This window comes from Saccharothrix hoggarensis (assembly GCF_052936025.1).
On sequence record NZ_CP193624.1, the window covers coordinates 1,873,787 to 1,899,926 of the forward strand.

The following is a 26,140-nucleotide window of genomic DNA, read 5'->3' on the forward strand; positions in this document are numbered from 1 at the left end:
AGAGGCCGCCGGACACCGCTAAACCCCCGTTCAGCGGTGGTTTTGCGGGTGGGGCGCCGGGTATCCCACGCCCGTGATGAGCGAAGCGGAACGCCGCACCCTGAGTGAGATAGAGAGCAGACTCGCGGACGAGGAGCCGGGCCTGGCCTCGGCGCTCGTCGCCGGGAAACCCCGGTACCCGGTGCTCAGCTACGCCCTCGTGGGCACGTTCGCCTGCCTCGGCGTGCTGCTGCTGTTCCTCGGCGCGTTCGGCCCGGCGCTCGCATCGCTCGGGTTCGGCGCCGTCCTCATGCTGATGCGCGGTTACACCTGGCGTTGACCGGCGCCACGTCCCTCCGGGGACACGGGACCTCGCGGGCCCCGCACGAGCCCGCGCGCGCCACCACGTCCCAGCCCTTCTTCACGGTGCCCACCACGGCCGTCGCGATCCGCTTCGCGCACGAGCAGGGGGCGGCCGCGTCCGGGCCGTCGGGATGGGTGGCGACCGCCTTCAACGGCGGCCCGCGGCCCGGTCCGCGCTCAGCCGGGTGAGCTTGACCGCGGAATCCGCTGGCTCTCGGACCCGGCCATGCCGGACCATGCGCGGGTGGGATACCTGGACGCCAACGGCCTCGCCTTCCGACTGCCCGACGGACGCGAGCTGTTCCGCGACGTGTCGTTCAAGGTCGGCACGAACAGCGTGGTCGCGCTGGTCGGCGCGAACGGCGTCGGCAAGACGACGTTGCTGCGCATCCTGTCGAACGAGCTGGCGCCGACCGCGGGCAGCGTCCGCGTGCAGGGCGGCCTGGGCGTGATGCCCCAGTTCGTCGGCTCGGTCCGGGACGAGAGCACCGTGCGCGACCTGCTGCTGGCCGCGTCGCCCGCGCCGCTGCGGGCCGCCGCCGAGGCGCTGGACGCCGCCGAGCTGGAGCTGATGGAGACCGACGACGAACCGGCCCAGATGCGCTACGCCGACGCGATCACCGCGTGGGGCGAGGTCGGCGGGTACGACGCCGAGGTGCTGTGGGACACGGTGACGGTCGCCGCGCTCGGCGTGCCGTTCGACCGGGCCCGGTTCCGGGAGGTCCGCACGCTCTCCGGCGGCGAGCAGAAGCGCCTGGTGCTCGAAGCGCTGCTGCGCGGGCCGGAGCAGGTGCTGCTGCTGGACGAGCCGGACAACTACCTCGACGTGCCGGGCAAGCGGTGGCTGGAGGAACGGCTCGGCGAGACCGGCAAGGCCGTGCTGCTGGTCAGCCACGACCGGGAACTCCTCGACGTCGCCGCCACCCACGTGGTCACGGTGGAGGCGCACTCGGCGTGGACGCACGCGGGCTCCTTCGGCACGTGGCACGCCGCCCGCGCCGCGCGCATCGACCGCCTCGCCGAGCTGCACCGCCGCTGGAACGAGGAGCACGACCACCTCAAGGAACTCGTCCGCACGCTCCAGGTCCAGGCCCGGATCAGCGAGGTGATGGCGGCGAAGTACCGGGTCATGCGGGCCAAGCTGGAGCGGTTCGAGGAGGCCGGCCCGCCGCCCGAGCTGCCGAGCGACGAGAAGGTGACGCCGCGGCTGCGCGGCGGTCGCACCGGCGTGCGCGCCATCACCTGCGAGGACCTGGAACTGACCGGCCTGATGAAGCCGTTCGACGTCGAGGTGTTCTTCGAGGACCGGGTCGCCGTGCTCGGCTCGAACGGCTCGGGCAAGAGCCACTTCCTGCGCCTGCTCGGCGGCGGCGACGTCGCCCACACGGGGGTCTGCCGCCTCGGCGCGCGGGTCGTGCCGGGCCTGTTCGCGCAGACCCACCAGCACCCGGAGTGGATCGGCCGCACGCTGGTCGACATCCTCTGGCACGGGTCGGACGGCCGCGCGGGGCGTGACCGGGGCGCGGCGATGGCCGTGCTCAGCCGCTACGGCCTCGGCAAGCAGGGCGACCAGCGGTTCGAGACGCTGTCCGGCGGCCAGCAGGCCCGGTTCCAGGTGTTGCTGCTGGAGCTGTCCGGCGCGACGTTGTTGTTGCTGGACGAGCCGACCGACAACCTGGACCTGAACTCGGCCGAGGCGTTGCAGGACGCGCTGGAGGGCTTCACCGGCACCGTCGTCGCGGTCACGCACGACCGCTGGTTCGCCCGCGGGTTCGACCGGTTCCTGCTGTTCCGGTCGGACGGCCAGGTGGTCGAGGTGGACGAGCCGGTGTGGGACGAGACGCGGGTGAAACGGGCCAGGTAGGGACCGCCGGGCACGCCCTAGCCGCCCACCGCCGTCGAGGCGCCCTCGGCCGGCGTCGCCTCGGCGTCGTGCTCGACCAGGTGAGCCGTCTCCGACTCCCGTTCCAGCACCCACAGCCCGTCCTCGCGCCGCCACGACGTCAACGACCCGTGCGGCACGGGCACGTTCCGCGCGAACGCCGTCACGTCCGGCTCGGGCAGGCACTCCAGCAGGTAGCGCAGCAGGAACGCGGTCACCTCGTGCCCGACCAGCAGCACCCGCCGCCCGTCGACGTCGCGCAGCAGCGACCGCAGCCGCAGCGCCACGTCCGCCCACGACTCGCCGCCCGGCGGCCGGTAGTAGAACGCGCCGAGCCGCCGTTCCCGCGCGTGCTCCTCGGGGTGCCGCCGCGCCACGCCGTGCGACGTCAGCTGGTCCAGCACACCCAGCTCACGGTCGCGCAGCCGTTCGTCGACCCGCGTCCGCGGGTGCCCCGGCAGCGCCAGCCGGGCGGTGGCGATGGTCCGCCGGTACGGCGACGACACCACCACGTCCGGCCACCGCTCGCGCGGCATCGCGGCGAACCACCGCCCCAGCGCCCGGCCCTGCCGCTCGCCCTCGGGGGACAGCGGCACGTCCGCCTCCCGCACCGCGACGTCCACGACCTCGTGGCCGGCCGACTCGGCGGCCTCCCGCGCGAGCGCGGCCTCGCACTCGCCGTGCCTGATGAGCCCGATCCACTCCACCCCAGCGAACATAGCCGCCCTCCGCCGCGCGGGCACTCCCGGCGTTCATCCGGGCGCGGTACAACTTCGGCCCGTGGACGTGGACGCGTACTGCGAACGCCTGGCGCCCGGGCTGTGGGCCGAACCGCTCAACGCCGTGAGCAACGCGGCCTTCCTGGTCGCCGCCGCCCTGCTCTGGTGGCGGCACCGGCCCCGGACCGGGGACCTCCGGGCGCTGCCGGTGCTGCTCGCCCTCGTCGGGCTGGGCAGCCTGAGCTTCCACACCGTGGCCGACACCGTCACCAACTGGCTCGACATCGGGTTCATCGCGGTCTACGTGATCTGGTACCTGATCGTGTTCGCGCGCCACCACCTGGACGCCCGCTGGGCGCTCGCCTGGTTGGCCGCGCCCGCGTTCGTGGTGCTCGCCGTCGCCGTCGCGCCGCTGGGCGCGATGATCCCCGGCGGTTCGGGCATCTACCTCGCGCCGTTCCTGTCACTGCTGGTCGTCACGGTGATCGCGGCGGTCCGCCGGCTGCCGTGGCACGACCTGGCGGCGGCCGCGGGCGTGTTCGTGGTGTCGGTGACGCTGCGGACGCTCGACCAGCCCCTGTGCGGGGTGTGGCCGAGCGGCACCCACTACGCCTGGCACGTGCTGAACGCCGTGGTGCTGTTCCTGGTGGCCCGGCAGGTCATCCGACGTCAGCGGGCAGCCGACCCGACCTGACCGCCGCCACCAGCGCCTCGTGGTCGGCGGTCGTCCGGTCGGCGTAGTCCAGCGCGTACCGGGCGATCGCGTCGTCCAGCTCCTCGCCGTTCGCGCAGTACCCGGCCAGCAGCCGGGGGTCCACCGACCGGCTGTGCGCGCGGGCCAGCAGTCCGCCCGCGAGCCGCCCGTAGTCGTCCAGGTCGTCCCGCTTCAACGTGGTCGCATCGATCTCGCCCTTGCGGTTGCGGAACTGCCGGACGATGTAGTGGCGTCCCTCGATGGTGGTCCAGCCGAGCAGGATGTCGGTCTCCACCTGCACGAGCCGCGCGCCGTGCACGATCCGCTTGCCCTCGTGCTTGGCGGGCGGCGCGCCGAGGAACGGGGCCAATGCCGACGGGCGGGCTTCCTTCGCCTGCAGGACCAGCGCCTCGTCACCGTTGCCGTGCAACAGGACCAGGTAGTTGCGCCAGCCGACGCTGCCGGTGCCGACCACGCGGAACGCCACGTCCGACACGCTGTAGCGGGTGATCAGGTTGTGCCGCGACTCGCGCAGAGTGTCCACATAGGACGGTAGGGCGTCCACGACGGACTGCGCCGCTTCGGGGGAGATGCGGGACAGCACGGGCGGGTCCGGCACGAACCGGATGTGCTCGCCCTCGCGCCGCGTCCACTTCGCCGCCACCCGCGCGCTGGTGTTCTTGCGCGCCTTGGACGCGGCCTTGGTGAAGTCGTCCATCAGGTCGTCGGCCTTGGTCTTGGACAACGCCGACTCGTCGCCCAGGGCGTTCCACGACTCCATGAACGGGATCTCGGCCAGGTGCCGCGCCGCGCCGCGGTAGGCGCGCACCGCGTCGGACGCCGCGTCGCGGCAGCCCTTCTCCGACACGCCGCCCTCGCGGCCCGCCAGCACGAGCGACGTCGCCAGCCGCTTCAGGTCCCACTCCCACGGGCCGGGCAGCGTCTCGTCGAAGTCGTTGATGTCCATGACGATCCGGCCCTCGGGCGTGCCGTAGAGGCCGAAGTTCGCCGCGTGCGCGTCACCGCACAGCTGCGCGTCCAGCCCGCTGCGCGCGCCGAGCGCCAGGTCGCCCGCCATCAGCCCGGCGCTGCCCCGGAAGAAGGCGAACGGCGAGACGAGCATCCGGCCGACCCGCAGCGGCACGAGGTGCGGCAGACGGCCCTCGTTCGACGCGTTCACGAACTCGACCACGCTCGGCCGGTCGGGCGCGAGCGGCATCTTGCGGTGCGCCTCGTGGCTCACCGCCGCCCGCAGCCCCCGACCGCGCGCCAAGACCTCTTCCGGCTCGACCCACCGCCCGAGAGTGACAGCTGCCTCAGCCCGCTTGCGTTCGCCCATGCGGGTAAGGATGCGTTACGGACCCGCCGGATACGTGCGCCTCGACACGTCTGTGACCTGCATTAACGCTGCGTGCTCAGCACCTCGCTGAGGGCATCGACGCCGAGGTCCAGCTCCTCCCGGGTGATCACGAGCGGGGGAGCGACGCGCAGGGTGGTGTCCTGGGTCTCCTTGCACAGCACGCCCAGCCCGGCCAGCGCCTCGGACGCCTCCCGGCCGCGCGGCCCGCCGGGCGCGATCTCGACGCCCGCCCACAGCCCGCGGCCGCGCACCTCGGCGACGCCGCGGCCGACCAGCTCGCCCAGCCGCGCGTGCAGGTGGGCGCCCAGCTCGCGGGACCGCTCCTGGAACTCGCCGGTCGCCAGCAACCGCACCACGGCCCGGCCGACCGCGCAGGCCAGCGGGTTCCCGCCGAACGTCGACCCGTGCTCGCCGGGCCGCAGCACGCCCAGCACGGCCCGGCTGCCGATCACCGCGGACACCGGCATGATGCCGCCGCCGAGAGCCTTGCCCAACGTGTACAGGTCGGCCCGCACGCCCTCGTGGTCCAGCGCCAGCAGGTCGCCGGTGCGGCCGAGGCCGGACTGGATCTCGTCCGCGATCAGCAGCACGTTGTGCTCGTCGCACAGCGCCCGCGCGCCCGCCAGGTAGCCCGCCGGCGGCACGACCACACCCGCCTCGCCCTGGATCGGCTCCAGCAGCACGGCCGCCGTCCGCTCGGTGATCGCGTCGCGCAGCGCGTCCAGCGAGCCGTAGTCCACGACCTTGAAGCCCGGCGTGAACGGCCCGAAGTCGCCGCGCGCGGTGTCGTCGGTCGAGAACGAGACGATCGTGGTGGTGCGGCCGTGGAAGTTCGACCCGGCCACCACGATCTCGGCCGTGCCGTCCGGCACGCCCTTCACCCGGTACGCCCACTTGCGGGCGACCTTGATCGCCGACTCGACGGCCTCGGCGCCGGAGTTCATGGCGAGGACCATCTCGGTGCCGGTCAGCTCGGCCAGCTCGCGGCAGAACAGGCCGAACTGGTCGTGGTGGAACGCCCGGCTGGTCAGCGTGACGCGGCCCAGCTGCTCGACGGCGGCGGCGACCAGGTCCGGGTGGCGGTGGCCGAAGTTGAGCGACGAGTAGCCGGACAGGAAGTCGAGGTACCGGCGGCCCTCGACGTCGGTGACCCACGAGCCCTCGCCGTGCGAGATCACGACCGGCAGCGGGTGGTAGTTGTGGGTGCTCCACTCCTCGTCGAGCGCGATGAACTGCCGGGAGGTCGACGCAGCGTGCCCTGCGGTGAATGAAGCCATGGCGGTCATGTCACCAGGCTAAGGGGCTCGCGCCAGCGATTTCATCCGCCAGGCGTTGCGTGTCCGGTGTCTTCATTGCGCAATCCGCTCGTTTCACGGCGATCCGTTGCGCGGCGCGTAGCCGCATGATCAGCCGGTTACCCTCCGACGATGGCCAACAAGTCCCCGCAGGTCCAGTCGATATCCGACGCCTTCCGGGTGAACCCCGACGGGTTCGACCTGGCGAAGGTCGACCCGGACGCGACGCCCGTCGGCCCGAGGTCGAAGACCGAGGCCGCCGCGGACATGGTGAAGATCGGAGCGGAGCTGGACGCCCTGCAGGAGGCGCTGTACGCGGAGGGCACGGGCGGCGGGCAGCGGCGCGTGCTGCTGGTGCTCCAGGGCATGGACACGTCCGGCAAGGGCGGCACGATCCGGCACGTCGCGGGCCTGGTGAACCCGCAGGGCCTGCGCATCGCGTCGTTCAAGAAGCCCACCCGGGCCGAGCTGCGGCACGACTTCCTGTGGCGCATCCGCCGGCAGGTGCCGCACCCCGGCTACATCGGCGTCTTCGACCGCTCCCACTACGAGGACGTGCTGGTCGCGCGCGTGGACAACCTCGTGCCGTCGACGGAGTGGCGGCGCCGGTACCGGCAGATCAACGCGTTCGAGGCCGAGCTGGCCGGCCAGGGCGTGACGGTCGTCAAGTGCTTCCTGCACATCTCGCCGGAACGGCAGCGCGAACGGCTCATCGCGCGCCTGGAGGACCCGCTGAAGCGGTGGAAGTACAACCCCGGCGACCTGGAGGTGCGGTCGAAGTTCTCCCGCTACCAGCTGGCCTACCAGGACGCGCTGGTCAAGTGCTCGACGCCGGACGCGCCGTGGTTCGTCGTGCCGTCCGACCGCAAGTGGTACCGCAACTGGGTGGTGGCGAGCGTGCTGCTGGAGACGCTGCGTGACCTCACGCCCAGGTACCCCGAGCCTACGTACGATCCGCAGGTCGAGTTGGCACGGCTCCGGGAAGCCGACCCGTTGCGCTAGACGCAATCTTCGTTGCGCCTCTTGCTTCAGCACCGTGGTGCACGCCACTGTGGGACTGGCCGCGGGCGGTGGAGCGGAGGTTCGGCGTGGTGGTGGACAGGCGGCGGTTCCTGGGAGCTGTTGGCGTGGGAGCGGGGTTGCTGATGACGGAGGGTGTCGCCGGGGCGCACGGGGACGAGGTGCGCGGGCGCGGGGAAGTCCCCGTCTACCTGGGCACCTACACCACCTGGCCGGGTGGTGGCACGGGCATCGGGCTCGGCGCGTACGACCCCGCGACCGGCGGGCTGCGCGCCACCGGCGTGGTGGCGGACGTGCCGAACCCGTCGTTCGTGATCGTGGCGGGCCGCCGGCTGTACGCGGTCAACGAGCAGGAGGGCGGCGAGGTGACCGCGCTGGCGGTCGGCCGGGACGGCGTGCCGAAGGTGGTCAACACCCAGAGCACCGGCGGCGCCGACCCGTGCCACCTGGCGCTGCACAAGGGCTTCCTGCTGTCGGCGAACTACAGCTCCGGCAGCGTCGCGGTGCACCCGGTGCGGCCCGACGGCGGCCTGGGCGAGCGCACCGACCTCGTCGTGCACGAGGGTTCCGGGCCGAACCCGGACCGGCAGGAGGGGCCGCACGCGCACCAGGTGCTCCCCGACCCGACCGGCGAGTTCGTGCTCGCCGTCGACCTCGGCACCGACTCCGTCTACAGCTACCGGCTGAGCCGCGCGGGCGAGCTGACCCTCGTCGGCACGGCCCGCGTGCACCCCGGCGCGGGGCCGAGGCACCTGGCGTTCCACCCGAACGGCAGGTTCGCGTACATCGCCAACGAGCTCGACTCGACGATCGTGGTGGCGACGTACGAGCGCGGTGTGCTGAAGCCCGGCGCGAAGCTGAGCACGCTGCCCGCCGACGCGCCGACCACGCCGCCGAACCACCCGGCCGAGGTGCTGGTCTCGCCGGACGGCCGGTTCGTCTACCTGTCCAACCGGGGTCACGACAGCGTGGCCGTGTTCGCGGTGGAAGCGGGCGGTGCCGCGTTGCGGCTGGTCGAGACGACCCCGGTCGGCGGCGACTCGCCGCGGCACATCACGCTCGACCCGGCGGGCCGGTTCCTGCTGGCGGCCAACCAGAACTCGAACAACGTCACCACGTTCGAGGTCGACCGGACCACCGGCAGGCTCCGGCAGACCGCGTCGTTCGACGCGCCGATCCCGGTGTGCGTCGCCCTGAGGGGGTGACACCGGACGGGTCAACTTTCGCCGCGGGGACCGTCCACAGTGGTACGCCGGGGTCATGAAGATGATCGCGGTCGCGCTGCTGATGTCCCTGGTCCCCGCCCCGGCCGCGCCGGAGCTCGTCGCGTTGGGTGACTCCTACGCGGCGGGCACCGGCGCGGGCGACGAGTCGTCCGACGAGTGCCGGCAGAGCCCGCACGCCCATTCGAGGCTGTGGGGGCGACGGACCGGGGCGTCCGTGGTGCTGGCCGCGTGCTCCGAGGCCGACACGACGGAGGTGGCCCGGCAGGCCGAGCGGATCACCCCGGCGACCACGCTCGTCACCATCACGGCGGGCGGCAACGACGCCGGGTTCCGCGACGTGATGACCACGTGCACGACCGCGGGCGACGACGAGTGCGTGCGGCGGGTCGCGACGGCCGAGCAGTTCATCCGCGACCGCCTCCCCGGCCGGCTGGACGCCCTGTACGGCGCCGTGCGCGGCCGGACGTCGGCGGACGTCGTCGTCCTCGGCTACCCCCGGCTGTTCTCGTTCGAGTCGTGGTGCCTGATGACCGACCGCAAGCGCAAGGCGCTGAACCAGGCGGTCGACGCGATGGCCGACGTGACGCGTGCGCGGGCGTCGGCCGCGGGGTTCGAGTTCGTCGACGTGCGGGCGGCGTTCGACGGGCACGGCGCGTGCGCCGAGGTGCCGTGGATGAACGGCCTGGTGCTGGTGCCCGTCTACCGCTCCTACCACCCCAATCGCACCGGTCAGGAGTCCGGCTACCTCCCCGCCCTGACCGCCGCGGCCTCGTAGGCGCCGACGCTCCGTCGGTGATCACGGCGACGGTGGCCGGCCGGGCGGCCTTAACCGGTTGGCGGTCGTGGTGCGGCATTGGCCATGATGCCGGGCGTGAACCCCACGAACGGCCTGCGCCACGTCGCGGCCACCCGCTACGTCACCCCGTTCCGGGAGGGCGGCTCCCTGCCGGGGCTGGTCGAGGCGGACGACCTCGGCATGTACGTGCTCAAGTTCCGCGGCGCCGGCCAGGGCGTGAAGGCGTTGATCGCCGAGATCGTCGTCGGCGAGCTGGCCCGCCGCCTGGGCTTCCGGGTGCCGGAGATCGTGCTGGTGGAGCTGGACCCCGAACTGGGCCGGTCGGAGCCCGACCAGGAGGTGCAGGAGCTGCTGAAGGCCAGCGGCGGGCTCAACCTCGGCCTGGACTACCTGCCGGGCTCGTTCGACTACAACCCGGTGGTGCGCGAGCCGTCCGCCGACCTCGCCGCCCGGCTGCTCTGGCTCGACGCCCTCACGCTCAACGTCGACCGCAGCTGGCGCAACCCGAACACCCTCCTGTGGCACCGGGAGGTGTGGCTCATCGACCACGGCGCGTCCCTGTACTTCCACCACTCGTGGCGGCCGGACCGCTTCCCGGCGACGTCCTACCGGTTCGACGCGGCCGACCACCTGATGCTCCCGTTCGCGGGCGCCCTGGCCGACGTGGACGCCGAGCTGACCGCCCGCGTCACGCCCGACCTGGTCCGGGAAGTGCTCGCGCTGGTGCCGGACCAGTGGCTCGCGCAGGACGAGGCGTTCGGCACACCGACCGCCGTGCGCGAGGCGTACGAGTCGTTCTTCACCGCCCGCCTGGCCGCGCCGCGCACGTGGGTCGACGCTCTGGAGGCCGCTCGTGCCGCACGTGTTTGAGTACGCCGTGCTGCGCGCCGTGCCGAGGCAGGAGCGCGGCGAGTTCGTCAACGTCGGCGTGCTGGTCTACTGCTCGGCGCTGAACTTCCTCGGCGCGCGCGTGCACGTCGACGAGCGGCGGGTGCTGGCCCTGGACCCGTTCCTCGACGTGGAGGTGCTGCGGGCCAGCCTGGACCACCTCGGGCTGTCCTGCGACGGCGCCGCCAAGGCGGGCCCGGTGTCGCGCACGTCGGCAGGTCAGCGGTTCCGCTGGCTCACCGCGCCGCGCAGCACGATCATCCAGACGTCGCCCGCGCACACCGGTCTGACCGACGACCCGGAAGCCGAGCTGGACCGCCTGCTCGCCTCCCTGGTGCTGCCGCCCGACCACTAGGGTGGCAACCTCTCGGAGCGCACCGCGTCTTTAGGTGCGAGCAGTGACCGACACACGGACGGGGTCGCTTGATGAGCGCCGGATACCAGCAGGGCGGGTATCAGCAGGGCGGATACCAGCAGGGTGGGCCGCGGCAGCGCGGGCCGCAGCCGCGCGGCGGACAACCGCGGCAGGGCGGGTACCGGCAGGACGGGTACCAGCCGGACCGGCGTCAGCAGCCACCCGCCTACCAACCGGCCGGAGGACGTCCCGTGCCCAAGCGCCGCAAGCCCAGGTTCGGTCGCGTCATCGGCGTGGTGCTGGTGCTGCTGCTGGCGTTCGGCATCGGCATGTGGGTCTACGTCGACTCGTCGCTGCGCCGGATCGACGCGCTGCCCGACTACCCGGACAGGCCGGCCGACACGCCGGGCACGAACTGGCTGCTCGTCGGGTCGGACGCGCGCGAGGACCTGACCGAGGAGCAGAAGGCGGAGCTGTCCACGGGTGACGCGGGCGGACGGCGCACGGACACCGTCATGCTGCTGCACGTCCCCGAGGGGTCCGGGAAGTCCACTCTGGTGAGCATCCCTCGCGACTCCTATGTGGACATCCCCGGCAACAACAAGAACAAGATCAACGCGGCGTTCGCGTTCGGCGGCGCGCCGTTGCTGGTGCAGACCATCGAGGGCGAGACCGGCATCCGCATCGACCACTACATGGAGATCGGCTTCGGCGGGTTCGCCGGGATCGTCGACGCGATCGGCGGCGTCGACATCTGCATTGACGAGCCGATGCAGGACCCGTTGGCGGGCCTCGACCTCCAGCCGGGCTGCCAGGAGCTGGACGGCGCGCAGGCGCTGGGTTTCGTGCGGTCGCGGAACTTCGCCACCGGCGACCTCCAGCGGGTGGAGAACCAGCGCAAGTTCCTCTCCGCCCTGTCGGACAAGGCGACGAGCTTCGGCACGCTGGCCAACCCGTTCCGCGCGTTCCCGCTGCTGTTCGCGGGCACCGACTCGATCTCGGTGAACAGCGACGACCACCTGCACCATCTGGCAGGCATGGCGTTCGCGATGGGCGGGGGAGTGGACACGGTCACCGTCCCGGTCAGCGGCACGCCGACCGTGCCGGGCGCGGGATCCGTCGTGCAGTGGGACCGGGACAACGCGCTGCGCCTGTTCGGCGCGCTGGAGAAGGACGAGCCGGTGCCGGCCGACCTCCTGCCGCAGCCGAAGTAGCACCACGTCGGAAGAGCGGGCCGCCGGGCATGTTCGCCCGGCGGCCCGCTTCGCGTTCAAGGCGCTTGCTCCGCTGACACCGACACGCCCGCAGCGCCGCGATCACGTGCCGGCGGCCCCGAGGGGTCAGGTGGCGGTCAGCTCGCGTTCTGGACGGCCGTCTCCTCCACCCGGGCCGCGGCCGTCTCCGGGACGGCGGCGGTCGGCGTCGGGTCCGGAGCGGGGACCGCCGCCGGAACGGGCGCGGCGGCCGGCGCCGGGTTCGGCGCGGTGGTCGGAGCGGAGGCGGGTGCCGGGAGCTGCCCGGTGATGGGCGCGGCGGTCTGCACTGCCTCGGCGGCCTGGCTGACGAGCACGATGCCCTCGATCTCGCGCAGCAGGTCGTCGTAGATCGGCGTGAGTGACACTTCGTAACCCCCAAGACGTCGTTCGTCCCCCGAACGGGCCAAAGGAGCGTACCTACGGCGGCAGGCCCACTTCACCCGGTATTCAACTTTCGGATCATTTCCCCACTAACTGTCGGCTAAACACATCTGACCTCGTCAGGTTGTGGCGGCCTGTCACATGGGCGGCGAACCGCAGGTCACCTAGCGTTTCGGGCCATGACGAGTGTTCCCGGTCACAGCGACGACCTGTCGGGTCGCACCGCCCTGGTCACCGGCGCCGGCAGCGGCATCGGGCGGGCCTGCGCGGTCGCCCTGGCCCGAGCCGGGGCGAAGGTGCACCTGGTCGACCGCGACCGCGACTCGGTCACCGACGCCGCCCGCGAGACCGGCGGCACGGAGCACGTGGTCGACCTGTCCTCCCCGGACCCCGCCCGCGCCCTGCCCGCGGAGGTCGACATCCTGGTCAACAACGCGGGCCTGCAGCACGTCGCCCCGATCCACGAGTTCCCGCCCGACCGGTTCGCCCTCCTGCAGAGCGTCATGCTCACCGCGCCGTTCCTGCTGGCCCGGCACGTGCTGCCGCACATGTACCAGCGGGGCTGGGGCCGGGTGGTGAACATCTCCAGCGTCCACGGCTCGCGGGCCAGCGCGTTCAAGTCCGCCTACGTCGCCGCCAAGCACGGCCTCGAAGGGCTGAGCAAGGTCATCGCGCTGGAGGGCGCGCCGCACGGCGTCACCAGCAACTGCGTCAGCCCCGGCTACGTGCGCACCCCGCTGGTGGAGAACCAGGTCGCCGACCAGGCGCGGGCGCACGGCATCGAAGCCGACCGGGTGCTGTCCGACGTGCTCCTCACCCGGCACGCCATCAAGCAGCTCATCGAACCGGAGGAGGTGGCGTCCGTCGTGGTGTGGCTGTGCGGCGCGCGCTCCGGCCACGTCACCGGATCGTCGTTCCCGATCGACGGCGGCTGGACCGCCCAGTAACACCCCCTGCCCAGTCCCTACCCCAACGAAGTGGTGACCGAGATGACCAACGCCGCCCCTCCACAGCCGAAACCGTCCTTCAAGAAGGTCGTCGTAGCCAGCATGATCGGCACCACCATCGAGTGGTACGACTTCTTCCTCTACGGCTCCGCCGCCGCCCTGGTGTTCAACAAGCTGTTCTTCCCCACGGCGAACCCGCTCACCGGCACCCTGCTCGCGTTCTCCACCTACGCGATCGGCTTCCTGGCCCGCCCGCTCGGCGGTCTGGTGTTCGGCCACTTCGGCGACAAGCTGGGGCGCAAGAAGCTGCTCGTGCTCAGCCTGGTGCTGATGGGCGGCGCGACGTTCGCGATGGGCCTGCTGCCCACGTACGCCGCGATCGGGTTCGCCGCACCGCTGCTGCTGACGTTGCTGCGGCTGGTGCAGGGCTTCGCGCTGGGCGGCGAGTGGGGCGGCGCGGTGCTCATCGTGTCCGAGCACGGCAGCCCGGAACGGCGCGGGTTCTGGGCGTCCTGGCCGCAGGCGGGCGCGCCGGCGGGCAACCTGCTGGCCACCGCGGTGCTCGCGGTGCTGGCCGCCGTGCAGAGCGACGAGGCGTTCCTGTCGTGGGGCTGGCGGGTGCCGTTCCTGCTGTCCGGCGTGCTCGTCCTGATCGGGCTGTGGATCCGGCTGAGCGTGTCGGAGTCGCCGGTGTTCCTGGAGGCGCAGAAGAAGGTCGAGGCGCGGAAGGTCAAGGAGAAGGCGCCGATCGTCACCGTCATGCGGCACAACTGGCGCGAGGTGCTGATCGCGATGGGCGCCCGCATGGCGGAGAACGTGTCCTACTACGTGATCACGGCGTTCATCCTGGTCTACATCACCGCGGAGCTGGGCATGTCGCGGTCGGCCGGCCTGAACGCGGTGCTCATCGCCTCGGCCGTGCACCTGGTGACGATCCCGATGTGGGGCGCGCTGTCCGACCGGATCGGCCGCCGCACCACGTACCTGATCGGCGCGGTCGGCATCGCCCTGTGGATGTTCGCGTTCTTCGCGCTGCTGGACACCAAGTCGTTCCTGCCGATGACGTTGGCCGTCACCATCGGCCTCGTGCTGCACGGCGCCATGTACGGCCCGCAGGCCGCGTTCTTCTCCGAGCTGTTCGGCACGAAGGTCCGCTACTCGGGCGCGTCCGTCGGCTACCAGCTCGCGTCCATCGCGGCGGGCGCCGTGGCGCCGCTCATCGCGACCGCGCTGCTCTCCGCGTACGACAGCACGTTCCCGGTGGTGCTGTACGTGATCGGCATGTGCGGGCTGACCGTGATCGCGGTGCTCGCGGCCAAGGAGACCAAGGGCACCTCGTTGAACCGAACCGACGACGAGCCCGCCTCGGTGCGAGCATGAGGGCATGAGTGAGGCGGACGCGGTGGAGCACCTGCTGGAGCTTCTCGACCTGCTCGCGACCGACGCGGGCAGCGAGCGGCTGGCGGCGGTGCTCCCCGCGGCGCGCGCGGCGGGCCTCCCCGACCGGGAGCTGGACCGGGTCGCGCGCGCCACGGAGTGGGCGTTGCGGATCCGCCGCACCCTCACCGCGCACCGCCGCCGCGAAGCCGAGCTGGAAGCGCTGTTCGACACGGCGAACGACCTGGCCGGGGTGCGCGACCCGGACGCCGTGCTGCGCTCGATCGTGCGCCGCGCCCGGCTGCTGCTGGGCGCGGACATCGCCTACCTGAGCATGAACGACCCCGGCGAGCGCGGCACGTACATGCGGGTCACCGACGGCTCGATCTCGCCCCTGTTCCAGCAGGTCCGGCTGGGCATGGGCGAAGGCCTCGGCGGGCTGGTCGCGCAGACCGCCCAGCCGTACGTGACCGCCGACTACTTCGCCGACGACCGGTTCAACCACACCGGCCCGATCGACCGGGCGGTGCGCGACGAGGGCCTGGTGGCGATCCTCGGCGTGCCGCTGAAGCTCGACCGCCGGGTCATCGGCGTCCTGTACGCGGCCAACCGCTCCCCGCGCCAGTTCCCGCCCGAGGAGGTGGCGCTGCTGTCGTCGTTGGCCGACCACGCCGCCATCGCCCTCGACACCGCGCACCTGCTGGAGGAGACGCGGGCCGCCGGCGAGACGATCCGCGCGCACAACGAGGCCATGCGCCGCGCCGAGGACGCCCACGACCGGCTCACCGACCTGGTGCTGCGCGGCGCGGACGTGCCCGAGGTGGCCGCCGCCGTGGCCAAGGTGCTCGACGGCGGGATCGTCGTCCACGACAGCGACGGCGCCGAGCTGGCCCGCATCGGCACGTCCCGCGCGCTCGCGCCCCGTGCCGCGATCAACGCCTCACGTGCCAGCGGCCGCGCCATCCCGCAGGACGGCACGTGGGTGTGCGCCGTGCTGGCGGGCCGCGAGCTGCTGGGCAGCATCACCCTCACCGACCGCCCGGACCTCGCCGACGCCGACCGCAGGCTGTTCGAACGGGCGAGCGTCGTCACCGCCCTGCTGCTCCTCCTGCGCCGCACGGTCGCCGAGGCGGAGAACAAGGTGCGCGGCGAGCTGATCACCGACCTGCTGACGTCCGAAGTGGACTCGGCGGCGCTGCGCGCGCGGGCCCGCCGGGTCGGCGTCGACCTGGCCGCCGCGCACGTCGTGCTGGTCGCCGACGGCCCCCGCGACCGGCTCCTCGCCGCCGCCGCGCACCACGCGTCGGCGTCCCGCGGCCTGGCCGGCGTGCACGGCGAGCACGTGGTGCTGGTGCTGCCCGGCACGGACCCGGCGTGCGCGGCGCGGGACGCGGCGCGCACGCTGGGCAAGGCGGTCGGCCTGCCGGTGACCGTGGGCGGAGGCGGCCCGGCGGACGGCCCGGAAGGCGTCGCCGCCGCGCACGCCGAGGCCGTGCGGTGCGTCAAGGCCCTGCTCCGGCTGGAGCGCAAGGGCACCGGCGGCACGCTCGCCGACCTGGGGTTCGTGGGCGTGCTGCTGGGCGACCAGGCCGACGTGGCGGGTTACGTCCGCGCCACCCTCGGCCCCCTGATCGACTACGACGCCGGCCGGGGCACCGAGCTGATCCGCACGATCACCGCGTACTTCGCGTGCGGCGCCAACCTGAGCCGCGCGAAGGACGAGCTGCACGTCCACGTGAACACGGTGGTGCAGCGCCTCGACCGGGTGGCGAGCCTGCTCGGCGACGACTGGCAGTCACCGGAACGCGTGCTCGAAGTCCAGCTCGCGCTCAAGCTCATGCGCGTGCTCGGCCAGTAGCCCCGCACGTCCAGTCCGCACCCGCGGGTCCCGCCGCTCGGCCGCCCCCAGAGCGCGCCGAGTGGCGGGACCACCGGGCGTCAGGCCAGCGCGCACTCGGTCGCGTTCACCACCGCGGGCCGCGGCACGGTCGTGGACGCCGGCGGGCGGGTGCCCGACAGCCAGCCCTCCAACGCACCGAAGACCGACCGGTGGCACGGCGTCAACGGCCGCAGGCGGTCCGGGAACACGTCGAACAGCGAGTCCACGTGCGTGCCTCCCTCGATCCGGTAGTACCGGAACAGCCCGTCACGCCCCGCCCGCCGCACCATGTCGGCGTACACGTCGGAGTCGCGGGAGATGGGCAGCAGCACGTCGAGCGTGCCGTGCAGGGTGAGCAGCGGCTTGCCGATCCGACCCGTCAACGCGATCTTCCCGACGGCCCGCTGCGCCTGCGGCCGCGACGCGTAGTCGTAGTCCGCGTCGCACAGCGGCGTGCCGGGCGCGCAGAACGGCGTGCCGGCCTCCCGGTCGCCGTCCCACGCCGGGTCCAGCTCCTCGCGGTAGATCCGCTGGGTCAGGTCCCAGTAGTACTGGTGGTGGAACGGCCACAGGAACTCCGACTCGGCCGGGAACCCGGCGGCCACCACCGCGGCGCGGTCGCCGGTGGCGTAGCCCTTCAGCGCGGGCGGCAGGAACGTCAGCAGGTTCGGCCCGTCGGCGGTCCACAGGGTGCCCTCCCAGTCGACGCCGCCGTCGTACAGCTCCGGCCGGTTCTCCAGCTGCCAGCGGACCAGGTAGCCGCCGTTGGAGATGCCCGTGGCGAGCGTGCGGGACGGCGGCCGGCAGTAGCGCTGCGCCACCACGACCTTCGCCGCCCGCGTCAGCTGGGTGACCCGGTGGTTCCACTCGGCGATCGCGTCACCGGGCCGGGCGCCGTCCCGGTGGAACGCCACCCCGGTGTTGCCCTTGTCGGTCGACGCGAACGCGTACCCCTTGGCCAGCACGAAGTCGCTGATCGCGCGGTCGTTGGCGTACTGCTCGCGCACGCCGGGGGAGCCGGCGACGACGAGGCCGCCGTTCCAGCGCTCGGGCAGCCGGATCACGAACTGCGAGTCGTGCGCCCAGCCGTTGTTGGTGTTGCCGGTGGACGAGTCGGGGAAGTAGCCGTCGACCTGCGTGCCGGACACGGGCGTCGGCGCGGGCAGGCCGGCGGGGGTGAGGCCGGCCCAGTCGGCGGGATCGGTGCGGCCGCCCGCGGTGGACAGGTCGGCGAGGTGGGTCGTTTCCTGGTGCGCGGCACCGGGAACGCGCAGGGGCCCGCATCCTTGGGCGGACGCGGGAACGGCCTGCGCCGTCGTCGCGAGGAGCGCTGCGATCAGCGGAACGGCGATGTTCACCCGTGGCACGGTAAAACGGTTCGCGGCGCGCCGTAATGGGTCGTGCCGCCATGCCCGGCCGCGCCGATGTGGTGCGACGCCCCATCGTGCCGCCCCGGACCCGCTCGTACGGTCGGGAAGCGGACGAGGAGGTCCGCATGCGCGCACTGGCACTGCTCCTGTCGATCGTGTCCATGACCGCCTTGTCGGCCGGGCCTGCGCCCTCGGCGCACGCGGCGACCGTCACCGAGGTGTGGGCGTTCGGGTCGAACCCCGGCAACCTCCGCATGTTCCGGTACGTGCCGGACGGCCTGCCCGCCGGACGTCCGCTGGTCGTGGTGCTGCACGGCTGCACCCAGGACGCCCGCTACGGCACGTCGAGCGGCTGGGTGTCGCTGGCCGACCGGCTGCGGTTCGCCGTCGTGCTGCCGCAGCAGCAGAGCGTCAACAACGCCAACAGGTGCTTCAACTGGTTCCAGGCCTTCGACACCAGCCGGGGTCACGGCGAGGTGGCGTCGATCGCGTCCATGGTGGCGCGGACGAGGGCCGACTTCGGCACGTCGGCGACCTACGCGACGGGGCTGTCCGCGGGCGGCGCGATGACGTCGGCGCTGCTGGCGACGTACCCGGACGTGTTCGCCGGCGGCGGGGTGGTGGCCGGGCTGCCGTTCGGCTGCGCGACGAGCGCGTTCGACGCGTACGCCTGCATGAACCCGGGCCGCGACCTCACCGCCCGGCAGTGGGGCGACAAGGTGCGCGCCGCGACGGGCCACCGCGGCCCGTGGCCGACGATGACCGTGTGGCACGGCACCGCGGACGGCACCGTCGCCGTGGCGAACCAGCGCGAGGTCGTCGAGCAGTGGACCGACGTGCACGCCACGGACGCGACCTCCGATGTCACCGACACCGTCGCGGGTTACCCCCATGCGGTGTACCGCAACAGCAGCGGGTCACCGGTTGTGGAAACCCACACCGTCACCGGTATGGGGCACGGCCAACCGGTCGATCCGGGCACGGCTACCCACCAGTGCGGCACGCCGACCGCGTATGTGCTGGACGTCAATGCCTGTGCGGCGTGGTACCTCGCCCAGCGGTGGAGGCTTTAGTCGCCCGATCGGTGTGTTTTGGGGACACCGGCAGGGGTAGCTGAGTTGACCCAGCGAAGTTCGCACTGCCAGGTGATTTACGTTCACCCGGCGTGAGGTGTCTGCTTCCGGGGTGACTGAGCAACGGCGCTCTACGCGCACAGACCAGGAGTGGGACCTGATCCGGCGCATCCAGAACCTGGCCCACCGGGCCGAACGCACCGCGTTCGACCACTCGAACCTCGTCGGTCCGCCACCGTCGCAGCACCACCTCGACATCCTGGCGGAGATCCGTGCCCTCACCGAGCAGGCGGTGGCGCAGCGGATGCCGAGACCGGCCACCCTGCCGCGCCAGGCGGAGCCGGTGGAGGACGTGAAGCTCTCCGCTCCCGTCCGCTGAGGCCGCGGGCTGGGCCTGTTCCCAGCCCGCGCCAACCCCGCGCGGCCCACGCCGACCCGGCAAGGACGCCGACTCGGCAAGGACCGCGCAAACCCCGCGCGGCGAACCCGCGCAGCCAACACCGTTCAGCGCCGCCGGACGAGCGAACCCGCTCGGCGGCGCGACGACCGGCGACCCCGGTCGGCGTTTCCGGTCAGCGACGCCGGACCAGGCTCACGAGGCCCTTGAACGTCTCCTCCAGACCGGACGAGAACGGGTTGTCGTTGACCAGGTACGTCCACGTGGTGTTCGGCCGCTGCACGCCCGCCTCCGCCAGGTGCGCGCCGTCGGCGTCGATCTCCACCTTGGCGAACGTCTCCTCGGCCTCTTCCCACGCATCCGGGATGATCTTGTGGTACGCGGGGATGGCCTCGCGGTGGAACTCGTCCAGCGGGTTCTGCCGCGCCAGCGCCCGCAGGTGGATGCCCTCCCGCAGGTCGGTCAGGAACGTCAGGTGGTCGCTCCACCGCTGGTCGAGGTGGTGCAGCGCGATCAGCCGGGCCGCCTTCACCTTGACGTCCTCGTCCAGGTCCTTCAGGTCGTGCGCCCGGTCCGTGTTGCGCTCGGACAGCTCCTGCCACGCCAGGTCGGTCCGCAGCAGCTTGTCCCGGTACTCCAGCAGCAGTTGCCGCTGGTGCTCGATCAGCTTGTTGTACCGCCACGTGTTGCGGTGGATCTCCAGGTGCACGCCCTCGGCGACGCGCTGCGCGTGCTCCACGGTGTGCAGCGTGCCCGCGTCGGTCACCCGGCCGTCCTCGTCGACCTCGGCCGGCTCGTCGTGGTCGGGCACGTACTGCGTGACCAGCTCGTCCTGCAACGACGAGAAGAACACCGACCCGCCGGGGTCGCCCTGACGGCCCGCGCGCCCGCGCAGCTGGTCGTCCAGCCGGGACGACGAGTGCCGCCCGGTGCCGATCACGTACAGGCCGCCCAGCTCGGCGATCCGCTCGTGGTCGGTCGAGTCGTGCCCGCCGAGCCGGATGTCCGTGCCGCGGCCCGCCATCTGCGTCGACACGGTGATCCGCTGGAACGAGCCCGCGTCGGCGATGATCGACGCCTCCTCGGCGTCGTTCTTCGCGTTCAGCACCACGCACTCGAGTCCCGCGTCGGCGAGCTTGCGCGACAGCCGCTCCGACTCGGCCACGTCGAGCGTGCCGACGAGGATCGGGCGGCCGGTCTCGTGCACCTTCTTGATCTCGGCGACGATCGCGGCTTCCTTCTGCTCCAGCGTCGCGTACAGGCGGGGCGCCTCGTCCTCCCGGATCGTCTCCACGTTCGGCGGGATGACCAGCACTTCCAGCTTGTAGAAGTCGCGCAGCTGCTCGGCGACGGCGACCGCGGTGCCGGTCATGCCGCACACCGTCGGGTAGCGGCTCAGCAGGGCCTGCACGGTGATCGAGTCGAGCACCTCGCCCGCGTCCGTCGTGGCCACGTTCTCCTTGGCCTCGACCGCGGCCTGGAGGCCGTCCGGCCAGCGCTGGAGCTTCGCGATCCGGCCGCGGGTGTCGTTGATCAGGTGCACCTTGCCGTCGCGGACGATGTAGTCCACGTCCCGGTGCAGCAGCACCTGCGCGTGCAGGGCCACGTTCACCTTGCTCAGCGTGGTCGACACGTGCTCGTCGGAGTACAGGTCGATGCCGCCGAGCGACCGCTCGACGAGCTCGCTGCCCGCGCCCGTCAGGTAGACGTTGCGCTCCTCGTCGTCGATCTCGAAGTGCAGGTCGCGGCGCAGCCGCTTGACCAGGTCGGCCAGCGCCGGGTCGACCGCGGGACCGGCGGTGGAGCCCGCCAGGACCAGCGGCACGCGCGCCTCGTCCACCAGCACCGAGTCGGCCTCGTCGACCAGCGCCACCCGCGGCTTCGGCACGATGAGGTCGCCCTCGTCGGTGGCCAGCCGGTCGCGCAGCACGTCGAAGCCGATCTCCGAGACCGAGGCGTACATGACCTCGGCCTGGTAGGCGGCGCGCCGCTCCTCGGGCTTGGAGCTCTGGTCGATCCAGCCGACCGAGACGCCGAGCAGCTCGTACAGCGGCCCCATCCACTGCGCGTCGCGCTGCGCCAAGTAGTCGTTGACCGAGACCACGTGCACCTGGTCGCCCCGCAGCGCGAAGCCCGCCGCCGCGATGGCGCCGGAGAGGGTCTTGCCCTCACCGGTCGCCATCTCGACCACGTGGCCCTCCAGCAGCCCCAGCGCGCCCAGGACCTGCACGTCGAACGGGCGCAGGCCGAGCGCGCGGTCGGCCGCCTCCCGGCCGAGCGCGCACACCTCCACCAGTTCAGCGCGGCCGAAGTCGGCTTTGCCGCGCAGCGCGACCGCCGCGGCGGTCAGTTCCTCGTCGCTGAGCTCCCGCACCCGCTCGGTCTGCTCGTTCACCTCGTCGAGCAGCTTGCGGTAGGGCGTGAGGTCGGCGGAGCCGGGCTTCTGCGCGAACCGACGCAGCCGCTGCTTGAACCGTCCCAGGAGAGTGGTCACGGCACGGCAACGTACGGCAAGCGCGCAACGTTCCGCACGTCACCCGTTTGACAGTTCACGATTTCACCCACCCGAGGTCACGCACGGTGATGGGTCTCGCGCAGAGCGAGCACGGACCCGAGCGTCACCACGCCCATGACCAGCAGGAACGCCGACACCGAGGCCGACGAGCCGGTCGCCGCCAGCAGCGCCGCCATGATGACCGGGGAACCACCGCTGACCAGGATGGACGCCAACTGGTACGCCAGCGACGCCCCCGAGTAGCGCACGTGGGCCTCGAACAGCTCCGCCAGGTACGCGGCCACCGGCCCGTAGACCAGGCTCGACGCGACGCCGGACACCGCGAGCGCCACGAAGATCAGCCCCAGCGACGCCGTGTCGATCAGCCAGAAGTACGGGAACGCCCAGACCATCATCGCCACCGCGCCCGCCACGATCAGCGGACGCCTGCCGTGCCGGTCCGACCACCGCCCCGCCAGCAGGATCACCGGCACGCTCACCAGCGACGACAGCAGCGTCACCAGCAGCACCGAGTTCCGCGGCAGCGCCAGCGCCCGCGTGGCGTAGTCGAGGACGCCCGCGATGCTCACGTAGAACACGGCGTTGGACGCGAACATCAGCCCCGCGCCGAGCAGCACCGTCCGCCAGTGCGACCGCAGCACCTCCCGCAACGGCGCGGACGGCGCCGCCGGGGCCTGCGCCCGCCGTGCCTTGATCTCCCGGAACACCGGGCTGTCCTCCACCTTGAGCTGGATGAACAGCACCACCGGGAACAGCAGCGCGCTCGCCAGGAACGGCACCCGCCAGCCCCACGCGGCGAAGTCCGCGGCCGGCACCACGGCGCCCACCACCAGGAACGACACGTTGCCCAGGATCACGCCCAGCGGCACGCCGGCCTGCCCGAACGTGCCCGCGAACCCGCGCCGGTCCGGCCCCGCGGTCTCGGTGAGCAGCAGCACGACACCGCCCCACTGGCCGCCCACCGCGATGCCCTGGAAGAACCGCAGCACGACCAGCAGCACCGGCGCCAGCACGCCCGCCGTCGCCGCGGTCGGCAGCAGGCCGATCAGGAACGTCGCCGCGGCCATCATCGCCAGGCACGCCACCAGCGCCGGCTTGCGCCCGAACCGGTCGCCGACGTGCCCGAACACGAGCCCGCCGACCGGCCGCGCGATGAAGCCCGCCCAGAACGTGCTGAACGACAGCAGCAGCCCGACCAGCGGCGACGCCTCGGGGAAGAACAACTTCGGGAACACCAGCGCCGCGGCCGTGGCGTAGATGAAGAAGTCGTACCACTCAAGGCTGGAGCCGACGAGGCCGGCGGCCATGAGCTTGCGCAACGTGCGCCGCTCGGGGGGAGCGGTCGTGACCATGCTTGTCCCTTTCACCAGGTGTCCACGAACGGACGCTTCTTGCCGGTCCGGCCGGCGGCGGGGTCGTCGGCCGGACCGGTGAGCAGGGTGCTGATCCAGCGGCGGGTGTCCGCCGGGTCGATGACGTCGTCGATCTCGAACGCGGACGCCACGTTGAGCGCCTTGCCGTGCTCGTAGGCGGCGGAGACCATCGCCTCGAACATCTCCCTGCGCTGCTCCGGGTCGTCGACGGCGTCCAGCTCGCGCCGGTACCCGAGCCGCACCGCGCCTTCCAGCCCCATCGGGCCGAACTCGCCGCTGGGCCACGACACGGCGAACAGCGGCACCTTCAAGCTGCCCGCCGCCATCGCCTGCGCGCCCAGCCCGTACGCCTTGCGCAGCGCCACGAACCCGAACGGCACGTCGAGGTTCGCGCCGGTCACGAGCATCCGGGTCAAGTGCCGCACGGTGGCGGTGCGCTCGGCGTCCGGCCCGACCATGAACCCCGGCGTGTCGCACAGCGACACCACCGGCAGGTCGAACGCGTCGCACAGCTGTAGGAACCGGGCGGCCTTGTCCGCCGAGTCGGCGTCGATCGCGCCGCCCAGGTGGCCGGGGTCGTTGGCGATCAGCCCGAGCGGCCTGCCCTCGACCCGGACCAGGGCGGTCACGATGCCGCGGCCGAACTCGCGCCGCAGCTCCAGCACCGAGCCGGTGTCCGCGACGGTCTCCACCACGGCGCGCACGTCGTAGGCGCGGACCCGGTTCTCCGGCACGAGGTGCCGCAGGAGCCGCTGGTCGCCGCACTCCCAGCCGTCCACCGGCCCCTGGAAGTACGACAGGTACTTCTTGGCCACCGCGACGGCCTCGGCCTCGTCGGACACGACCACGTCGATCACGCCGTTGGGCGACTGCACGTCGACCGGCCCGATCTCCTCGGGCCGGAACACGCCCAGCCCGCCGCCCTCGATCATCGCCGGACCGCCCATGCCGATCGTCGCGTCACGCGTCGCGATGACCACGTCGCACGTGCCGAGCAGCACCGCGTTGCCGGCGAAGCACCGCCCGGACGCGATGCCGACCAGCGGCACCAGCCCGGACAGCTTCGCGAACAGGTGGAACGCCAGGCAGTCCAGCCCGCTGACGCCGCCGTGGTCGGTGTCGCCCGGCCGTCCGCCGCCGCCCTCGGCGAACAGCACCACGGGCAGCCGCCGCTGCTCGGCCAGCGCGAACATCCGGTCCTTCTTGGCGTGGTTGCGCAACCCCTGCGTGCCCGCCATGACCGTGTAGTCGTAGGACAGGGCGACGACCTGGCCGCCGTTCACCGTGCCGACGCCCGCCACCAGCCCGTCCGCGGGCGTGCGCTCGACCAGCTCGTCCAACGAGCGCCGCCTGCGCTGCGCGGCGATCGCCAACCCGCCGTACTCGACGAACTCCTCGCACAGGTCGGCGATGTTCTCCCGGACCGTGCGCCGTCCCGTCGAGTGCCGCTTCGCCTCCGCCTCCGGGCGCGAGAAGTCGTGCCGCGCCAACGTCTCCGCGAGATCCGGCCGCACGTCGTCGAGGTCGAACTCGACGGCCTTCTCCTCCACGGCCACGTCAACGCCCTCGGCCAGGAGCGTGCCCTCCGAGACCGTGTCGCCGACCGCGACGAGCACCCGCGCGTCGCCGACCGGCACGACGTGCTGCATCTTCATCGCTTCCACGACGACCGCGCCCGACTCGATCGCCACGACGGTGCCCTGCACGGGAGCCCGCGCCCCGGTGTCCTCGCGCGGCAGCGAATCCAGCAGACCGGTGTGCGCCTTCAGGACGTCGGGGTGGTCGAGCAGCCCGCGCAGGAAGCCGATGTTCGTCCTGGCGCCGTCCACAGTGAACTCGTCCAGCGCGCGGCGCGCCCGGCGCAGCGCGATGTCGAGGTCGTCCGCGTGCACCACGACCTTCGCCAGCAACGGGTCGAAGTCGAGGCCCGCCCGGTAGCCGACGGACGCGTGCGTGTCGACCCGCACCCCCGGCCCGGTCGGCGGCACGAACGCCGACAGCCGCCCCGTCGACGTCAGGCTCACCCGCAGTTGCATCGCGCTGCCGCGCGGCGTGTGCGTGAGGTCCGGCTCGACCTCCGTCGCCAGCAGCAGCTGGGCGCGCACCAGGTCCAGCCCCGTGACCTGCTCGGTGACGGTGTGCTCGACCTGCAACCGGGGGTTGGCCTCCAGGAACGCGAACCGGCCGTCCGGCGCGACCAGGAACTCCACCGTGCCCAGCCCGGTGTAGCGGACGGCACGCGCGATCGTCGCCGCCGCGTCGTGCAGCGCGGACCGCAGCTCGGGGGAGAGGTCCGGCGCGGGCGCGACCTCGACCAGCTTCTGGTGCCTGACCTGCAACGAGCAGTCCCGGTCGCCCAGCACCGTCGTGCCGACGAGCTGCACCTCGACGTGCCGGGCGGGCTCCAGCAGCTCCTCCACGAACACCGTGCCGTCGCCGAACGCGGCCAGCGCCTCGGCCCGGCACCGCTCGACCGCGGCGGCGAGGTCGGCGAGCCGCCGCACCACCCGCACGCCCTTGCCGCCACCGCCCGCGACGGCCTTCACGACGACCGCGCCGTGCTCCCGGAAGAACGCCTCGAACCCGTCCTCGGCGCCCGCGAGCACCGGCACGCCCACCTCGGCGGCCAGGGCGCGCGCCCGGCTCTTGTCGCCGAGCAGCTCCAGCACCTCGGGCGGCGGCCCGACGAACGTCAGCCCGGCCTCGGCGCACCGGCGGGCGAACGCGGCGTTCTCGGCGAGGAACCCGTAGCCGGGGTGGACCAGGTCGCACCCCTCGGCGGCGGCCAGCACGGCGTCGACGTCCAGGTAGGACCCGCGCAGGCGGACGGCCCGGTCGGCGTGCCTGCCGTGGGCGTCGTCGGAGTCGGTGACCAGGGCGACGGTGTTCCAGCCGAGGTCGGCGGCAGCGCGGAGCACGCGGACGGCGATCTCTCCGCGGTTGGCGACGAGCAGCGTGGGCACGTGAACCTCCTGAGCGACCGCTTAGTATGTGA

At 72.6% G+C, this 26,140-nt stretch carries 22 protein-coding genes; 14 read left to right on the forward strand and 8 right to left on the reverse strand.

Annotated features, from left to right (window positions below; all coding sequences use genetic code 11):
- Positions 1 to 76: 76 nt before the first annotated feature.
- Both ACRAKH_RS09140 and ACRAKH_RS09145 read left to right on the forward strand, forming a co-directional pair.
- The gene (locus ACRAKH_RS09140; protein WP_380725167.1) at positions 77 to 319 is read left to right on the forward strand and encodes a DUF3040 domain-containing protein; all 243 of its coding nucleotides are present in this window, start codon (positions 77 to 79) and stop codon (positions 317 to 319) included.
- 249 nt (positions 320 to 568) lie between these two features.
- Positions 569 to 2,206 (forward strand): ABC-F family ATP-binding cassette domain-containing protein, encoded by a 1,638-nt coding sequence (locus ACRAKH_RS09145; protein WP_447009738.1) that lies wholly within the window; start codon positions 569 to 571, stop codon positions 2,204 to 2,206.
- A gap of 17 nt (positions 2,207 to 2,223) precedes the next feature.
- On the opposite strand, the gene ACRAKH_RS09150 is transcribed toward ACRAKH_RS09145, so the two are convergent.
- Positions 2,224 to 2,943 carry a histidine phosphatase family protein gene (locus ACRAKH_RS09150; RefSeq protein ID WP_380725171.1) on the reverse strand — a complete coding sequence of 240 codons (720 nt, stop codon included), beginning with the start codon at positions 2,941 to 2,943 and terminating at the stop codon, positions 2,224 to 2,226.
- A gap of 61 nt (positions 2,944 to 3,004) precedes the next feature.
- Between ACRAKH_RS09150 and ACRAKH_RS09155 the strand changes: the two genes are divergently transcribed.
- Positions 3,005 to 3,637 carry a hypothetical protein gene (locus tag ACRAKH_RS09155; protein ID WP_380725173.1) on the forward strand — a complete coding sequence of 211 codons (633 nt, stop codon included), beginning with the start codon at positions 3,005 to 3,007 and terminating at the stop codon, positions 3,635 to 3,637.
- On the opposite strand, the gene ACRAKH_RS09160 is transcribed toward ACRAKH_RS09155, so the two are convergent.
- Together ACRAKH_RS09160 and rocD are read right to left on the reverse strand one after the other, a co-directional pair.
- A complete protein-coding gene (locus tag ACRAKH_RS09160) occupies positions 3,603 to 4,976 on the reverse strand; it encodes a DUF2252 domain-containing protein (RefSeq protein ID WP_380725175.1) in 1,374 nt (457 codons plus the stop codon). The two genes, ACRAKH_RS09155 and ACRAKH_RS09160, sit on opposite strands and share 35 nt — an antisense overlap.
- A gap of 62 nt (positions 4,977 to 5,038) precedes the next feature.
- Complete coding sequence (gene rocD / locus ACRAKH_RS09165; protein ID WP_447009739.1) at positions 5,039 to 6,283, reverse strand: ornithine--oxo-acid transaminase; 1,245 nt, start codon at positions 6,281 to 6,283, stop codon at positions 5,039 to 5,041.
- 141 nt (positions 6,284 to 6,424) lie between these two features.
- Between rocD and ACRAKH_RS09170 the strand changes: the two genes are divergently transcribed.
- From ACRAKH_RS09170 to ACRAKH_RS09195, 6 genes are all read left to right on the forward strand, one after another.
- Positions 6,425 to 7,294 (forward strand): PPK2 family polyphosphate kinase, encoded by an 870-nt coding sequence (locus ACRAKH_RS09170; protein WP_380728370.1) that lies wholly within the window; start codon positions 6,425 to 6,427, stop codon positions 7,292 to 7,294.
- Between the two features lie 143 nt (positions 7,295 to 7,437).
- Entirely contained in the window at positions 7,438 to 8,517 is a 1,080-nt protein-coding gene (locus tag ACRAKH_RS09175; RefSeq protein WP_380728372.1) for a lactonase family protein, read from the forward strand.
- A gap of 55 nt (positions 8,518 to 8,572) precedes the next feature.
- Positions 8,573 to 9,313, forward strand: a complete 741-nt coding sequence (locus ACRAKH_RS09180; RefSeq protein ID WP_380728374.1) for an SGNH/GDSL hydrolase family protein — start codon at positions 8,573 to 8,575, stop codon at positions 9,311 to 9,313.
- An 87-nt stretch (positions 9,314 to 9,400) separates the two neighbouring features.
- On the forward strand, positions 9,401 to 10,204 hold the full coding sequence (locus ACRAKH_RS09185) for a HipA family kinase (protein ID WP_380728387.1): 804 nt from the start codon (positions 9,401 to 9,403) through the stop codon (positions 10,202 to 10,204).
- Positions 10,188 to 10,577, forward strand: coding sequence for a DUF3037 domain-containing protein (locus ACRAKH_RS09190; protein ID WP_380728376.1), 390 nt, complete (start codon positions 10,188 to 10,190; stop codon positions 10,575 to 10,577). The genes ACRAKH_RS09185 and ACRAKH_RS09190 overlap by 17 nt, the downstream gene beginning before the upstream one ends.
- A 71-nt stretch (positions 10,578 to 10,648) precedes the next feature.
- A complete protein-coding gene (locus tag ACRAKH_RS09195; protein ID WP_380728378.1) occupies positions 10,649 to 11,791 on the forward strand; it encodes an LCP family protein in 1,143 nt (380 codons plus the stop codon).
- A gap of 137 nt (positions 11,792 to 11,928) precedes the next feature.
- Here the strand turns inward: ACRAKH_RS09195 and ACRAKH_RS09200 are convergent, their stop codons facing one another.
- Positions 11,929 to 12,198 carry a hypothetical protein gene (locus ACRAKH_RS09200; RefSeq protein WP_380728380.1) on the reverse strand — a complete coding sequence of 90 codons (270 nt, stop codon included), beginning with the start codon at positions 12,196 to 12,198 and terminating at the stop codon, positions 11,929 to 11,931.
- Between the two features lie 195 nt (positions 12,199 to 12,393).
- Here ACRAKH_RS09200 and ACRAKH_RS09205 point away from each other — a divergent pair, with 195 nt between their 5' ends.
- From ACRAKH_RS09205 to ACRAKH_RS09215, 3 genes are read left to right on the forward strand one after another with little or no spacing between them, the layout of a single operon-like run.
- Positions 12,394 to 13,161 carry a 3-hydroxybutyrate dehydrogenase gene (locus ACRAKH_RS09205; RefSeq protein ID WP_380728382.1) on the forward strand — a complete coding sequence of 256 codons (768 nt, stop codon included), beginning with the start codon at positions 12,394 to 12,396 and terminating at the stop codon, positions 13,159 to 13,161.
- Positions 13,162 to 13,203: 42 nt separating this feature from the next.
- Entirely contained in the window at positions 13,204 to 14,541 is a 1,338-nt protein-coding gene (locus tag ACRAKH_RS09210; RefSeq protein WP_380728383.1) for an MFS transporter, read from the forward strand.
- A gap of 4 nt (positions 14,542 to 14,545) precedes the next feature.
- The gene (locus ACRAKH_RS09215; RefSeq protein ID WP_447009740.1) at positions 14,546 to 16,396 is read left to right on the forward strand and encodes a helix-turn-helix domain-containing protein; all 1,851 of its coding nucleotides are present in this window, start codon (positions 14,546 to 14,548) and stop codon (positions 16,394 to 16,396) included.
- Positions 16,397 to 16,476: 80 nt separating this feature from the next.
- Here ACRAKH_RS09215 and ACRAKH_RS09220 read toward each other — a convergent pair whose 3' ends face one another.
- Entirely contained in the window at positions 16,477 to 17,775 is a 1,299-nt protein-coding gene (locus ACRAKH_RS09220) for a tannase/feruloyl esterase family alpha/beta hydrolase (RefSeq protein WP_380723718.1), read from the reverse strand.
- A 137-nt stretch (positions 17,776 to 17,912) separates the two neighbouring features.
- On the opposite strand from ACRAKH_RS09220, the gene ACRAKH_RS09225 reads away from it, so the two are divergent.
- Entirely contained in the window at positions 17,913 to 18,860 is a 948-nt protein-coding gene (locus ACRAKH_RS09225; RefSeq protein WP_380723717.1) for an extracellular catalytic domain type 1 short-chain-length polyhydroxyalkanoate depolymerase, read from the forward strand.
- 112 nt (positions 18,861 to 18,972) lie between these two features.
- The gene (locus ACRAKH_RS09230; protein WP_380723716.1) at positions 18,973 to 19,239 is read left to right on the forward strand and encodes a hypothetical protein; all 267 of its coding nucleotides are present in this window, start codon (positions 18,973 to 18,975) and stop codon (positions 19,237 to 19,239) included.
- 193 nt (positions 19,240 to 19,432) lie between these two features.
- Here ACRAKH_RS09230 and secA2 read toward each other — a convergent pair whose 3' ends face one another.
- The 3 genes from secA2 to ACRAKH_RS09245 form a co-directional block, all read right to left on the reverse strand.
- Positions 19,433 to 21,751 carry an accessory Sec system translocase SecA2 gene (secA2, locus tag ACRAKH_RS09235; RefSeq protein ID WP_380723715.1) on the reverse strand — a complete coding sequence of 773 codons (2,319 nt, stop codon included), beginning with the start codon at positions 21,749 to 21,751 and terminating at the stop codon, positions 19,433 to 19,435.
- Between the two features lie 77 nt (positions 21,752 to 21,828).
- Complete coding sequence (locus tag ACRAKH_RS09240) at positions 21,829 to 23,124, reverse strand: MFS transporter (RefSeq protein WP_380723714.1); 1,296 nt, start codon at positions 23,122 to 23,124, stop codon at positions 21,829 to 21,831.
- Positions 23,125 to 23,135: 11 nt separating this feature from the next.
- Positions 23,136 to 26,108: an acetyl-CoA carboxylase family protein gene (locus tag ACRAKH_RS09245; RefSeq protein WP_380723713.1), complete on the reverse strand. Its 2,973-nt coding sequence runs from the start codon at positions 26,106 to 26,108 to the stop codon at positions 23,136 to 23,138.
- Positions 26,109 to 26,140 lie beyond the last annotated feature (32 nt).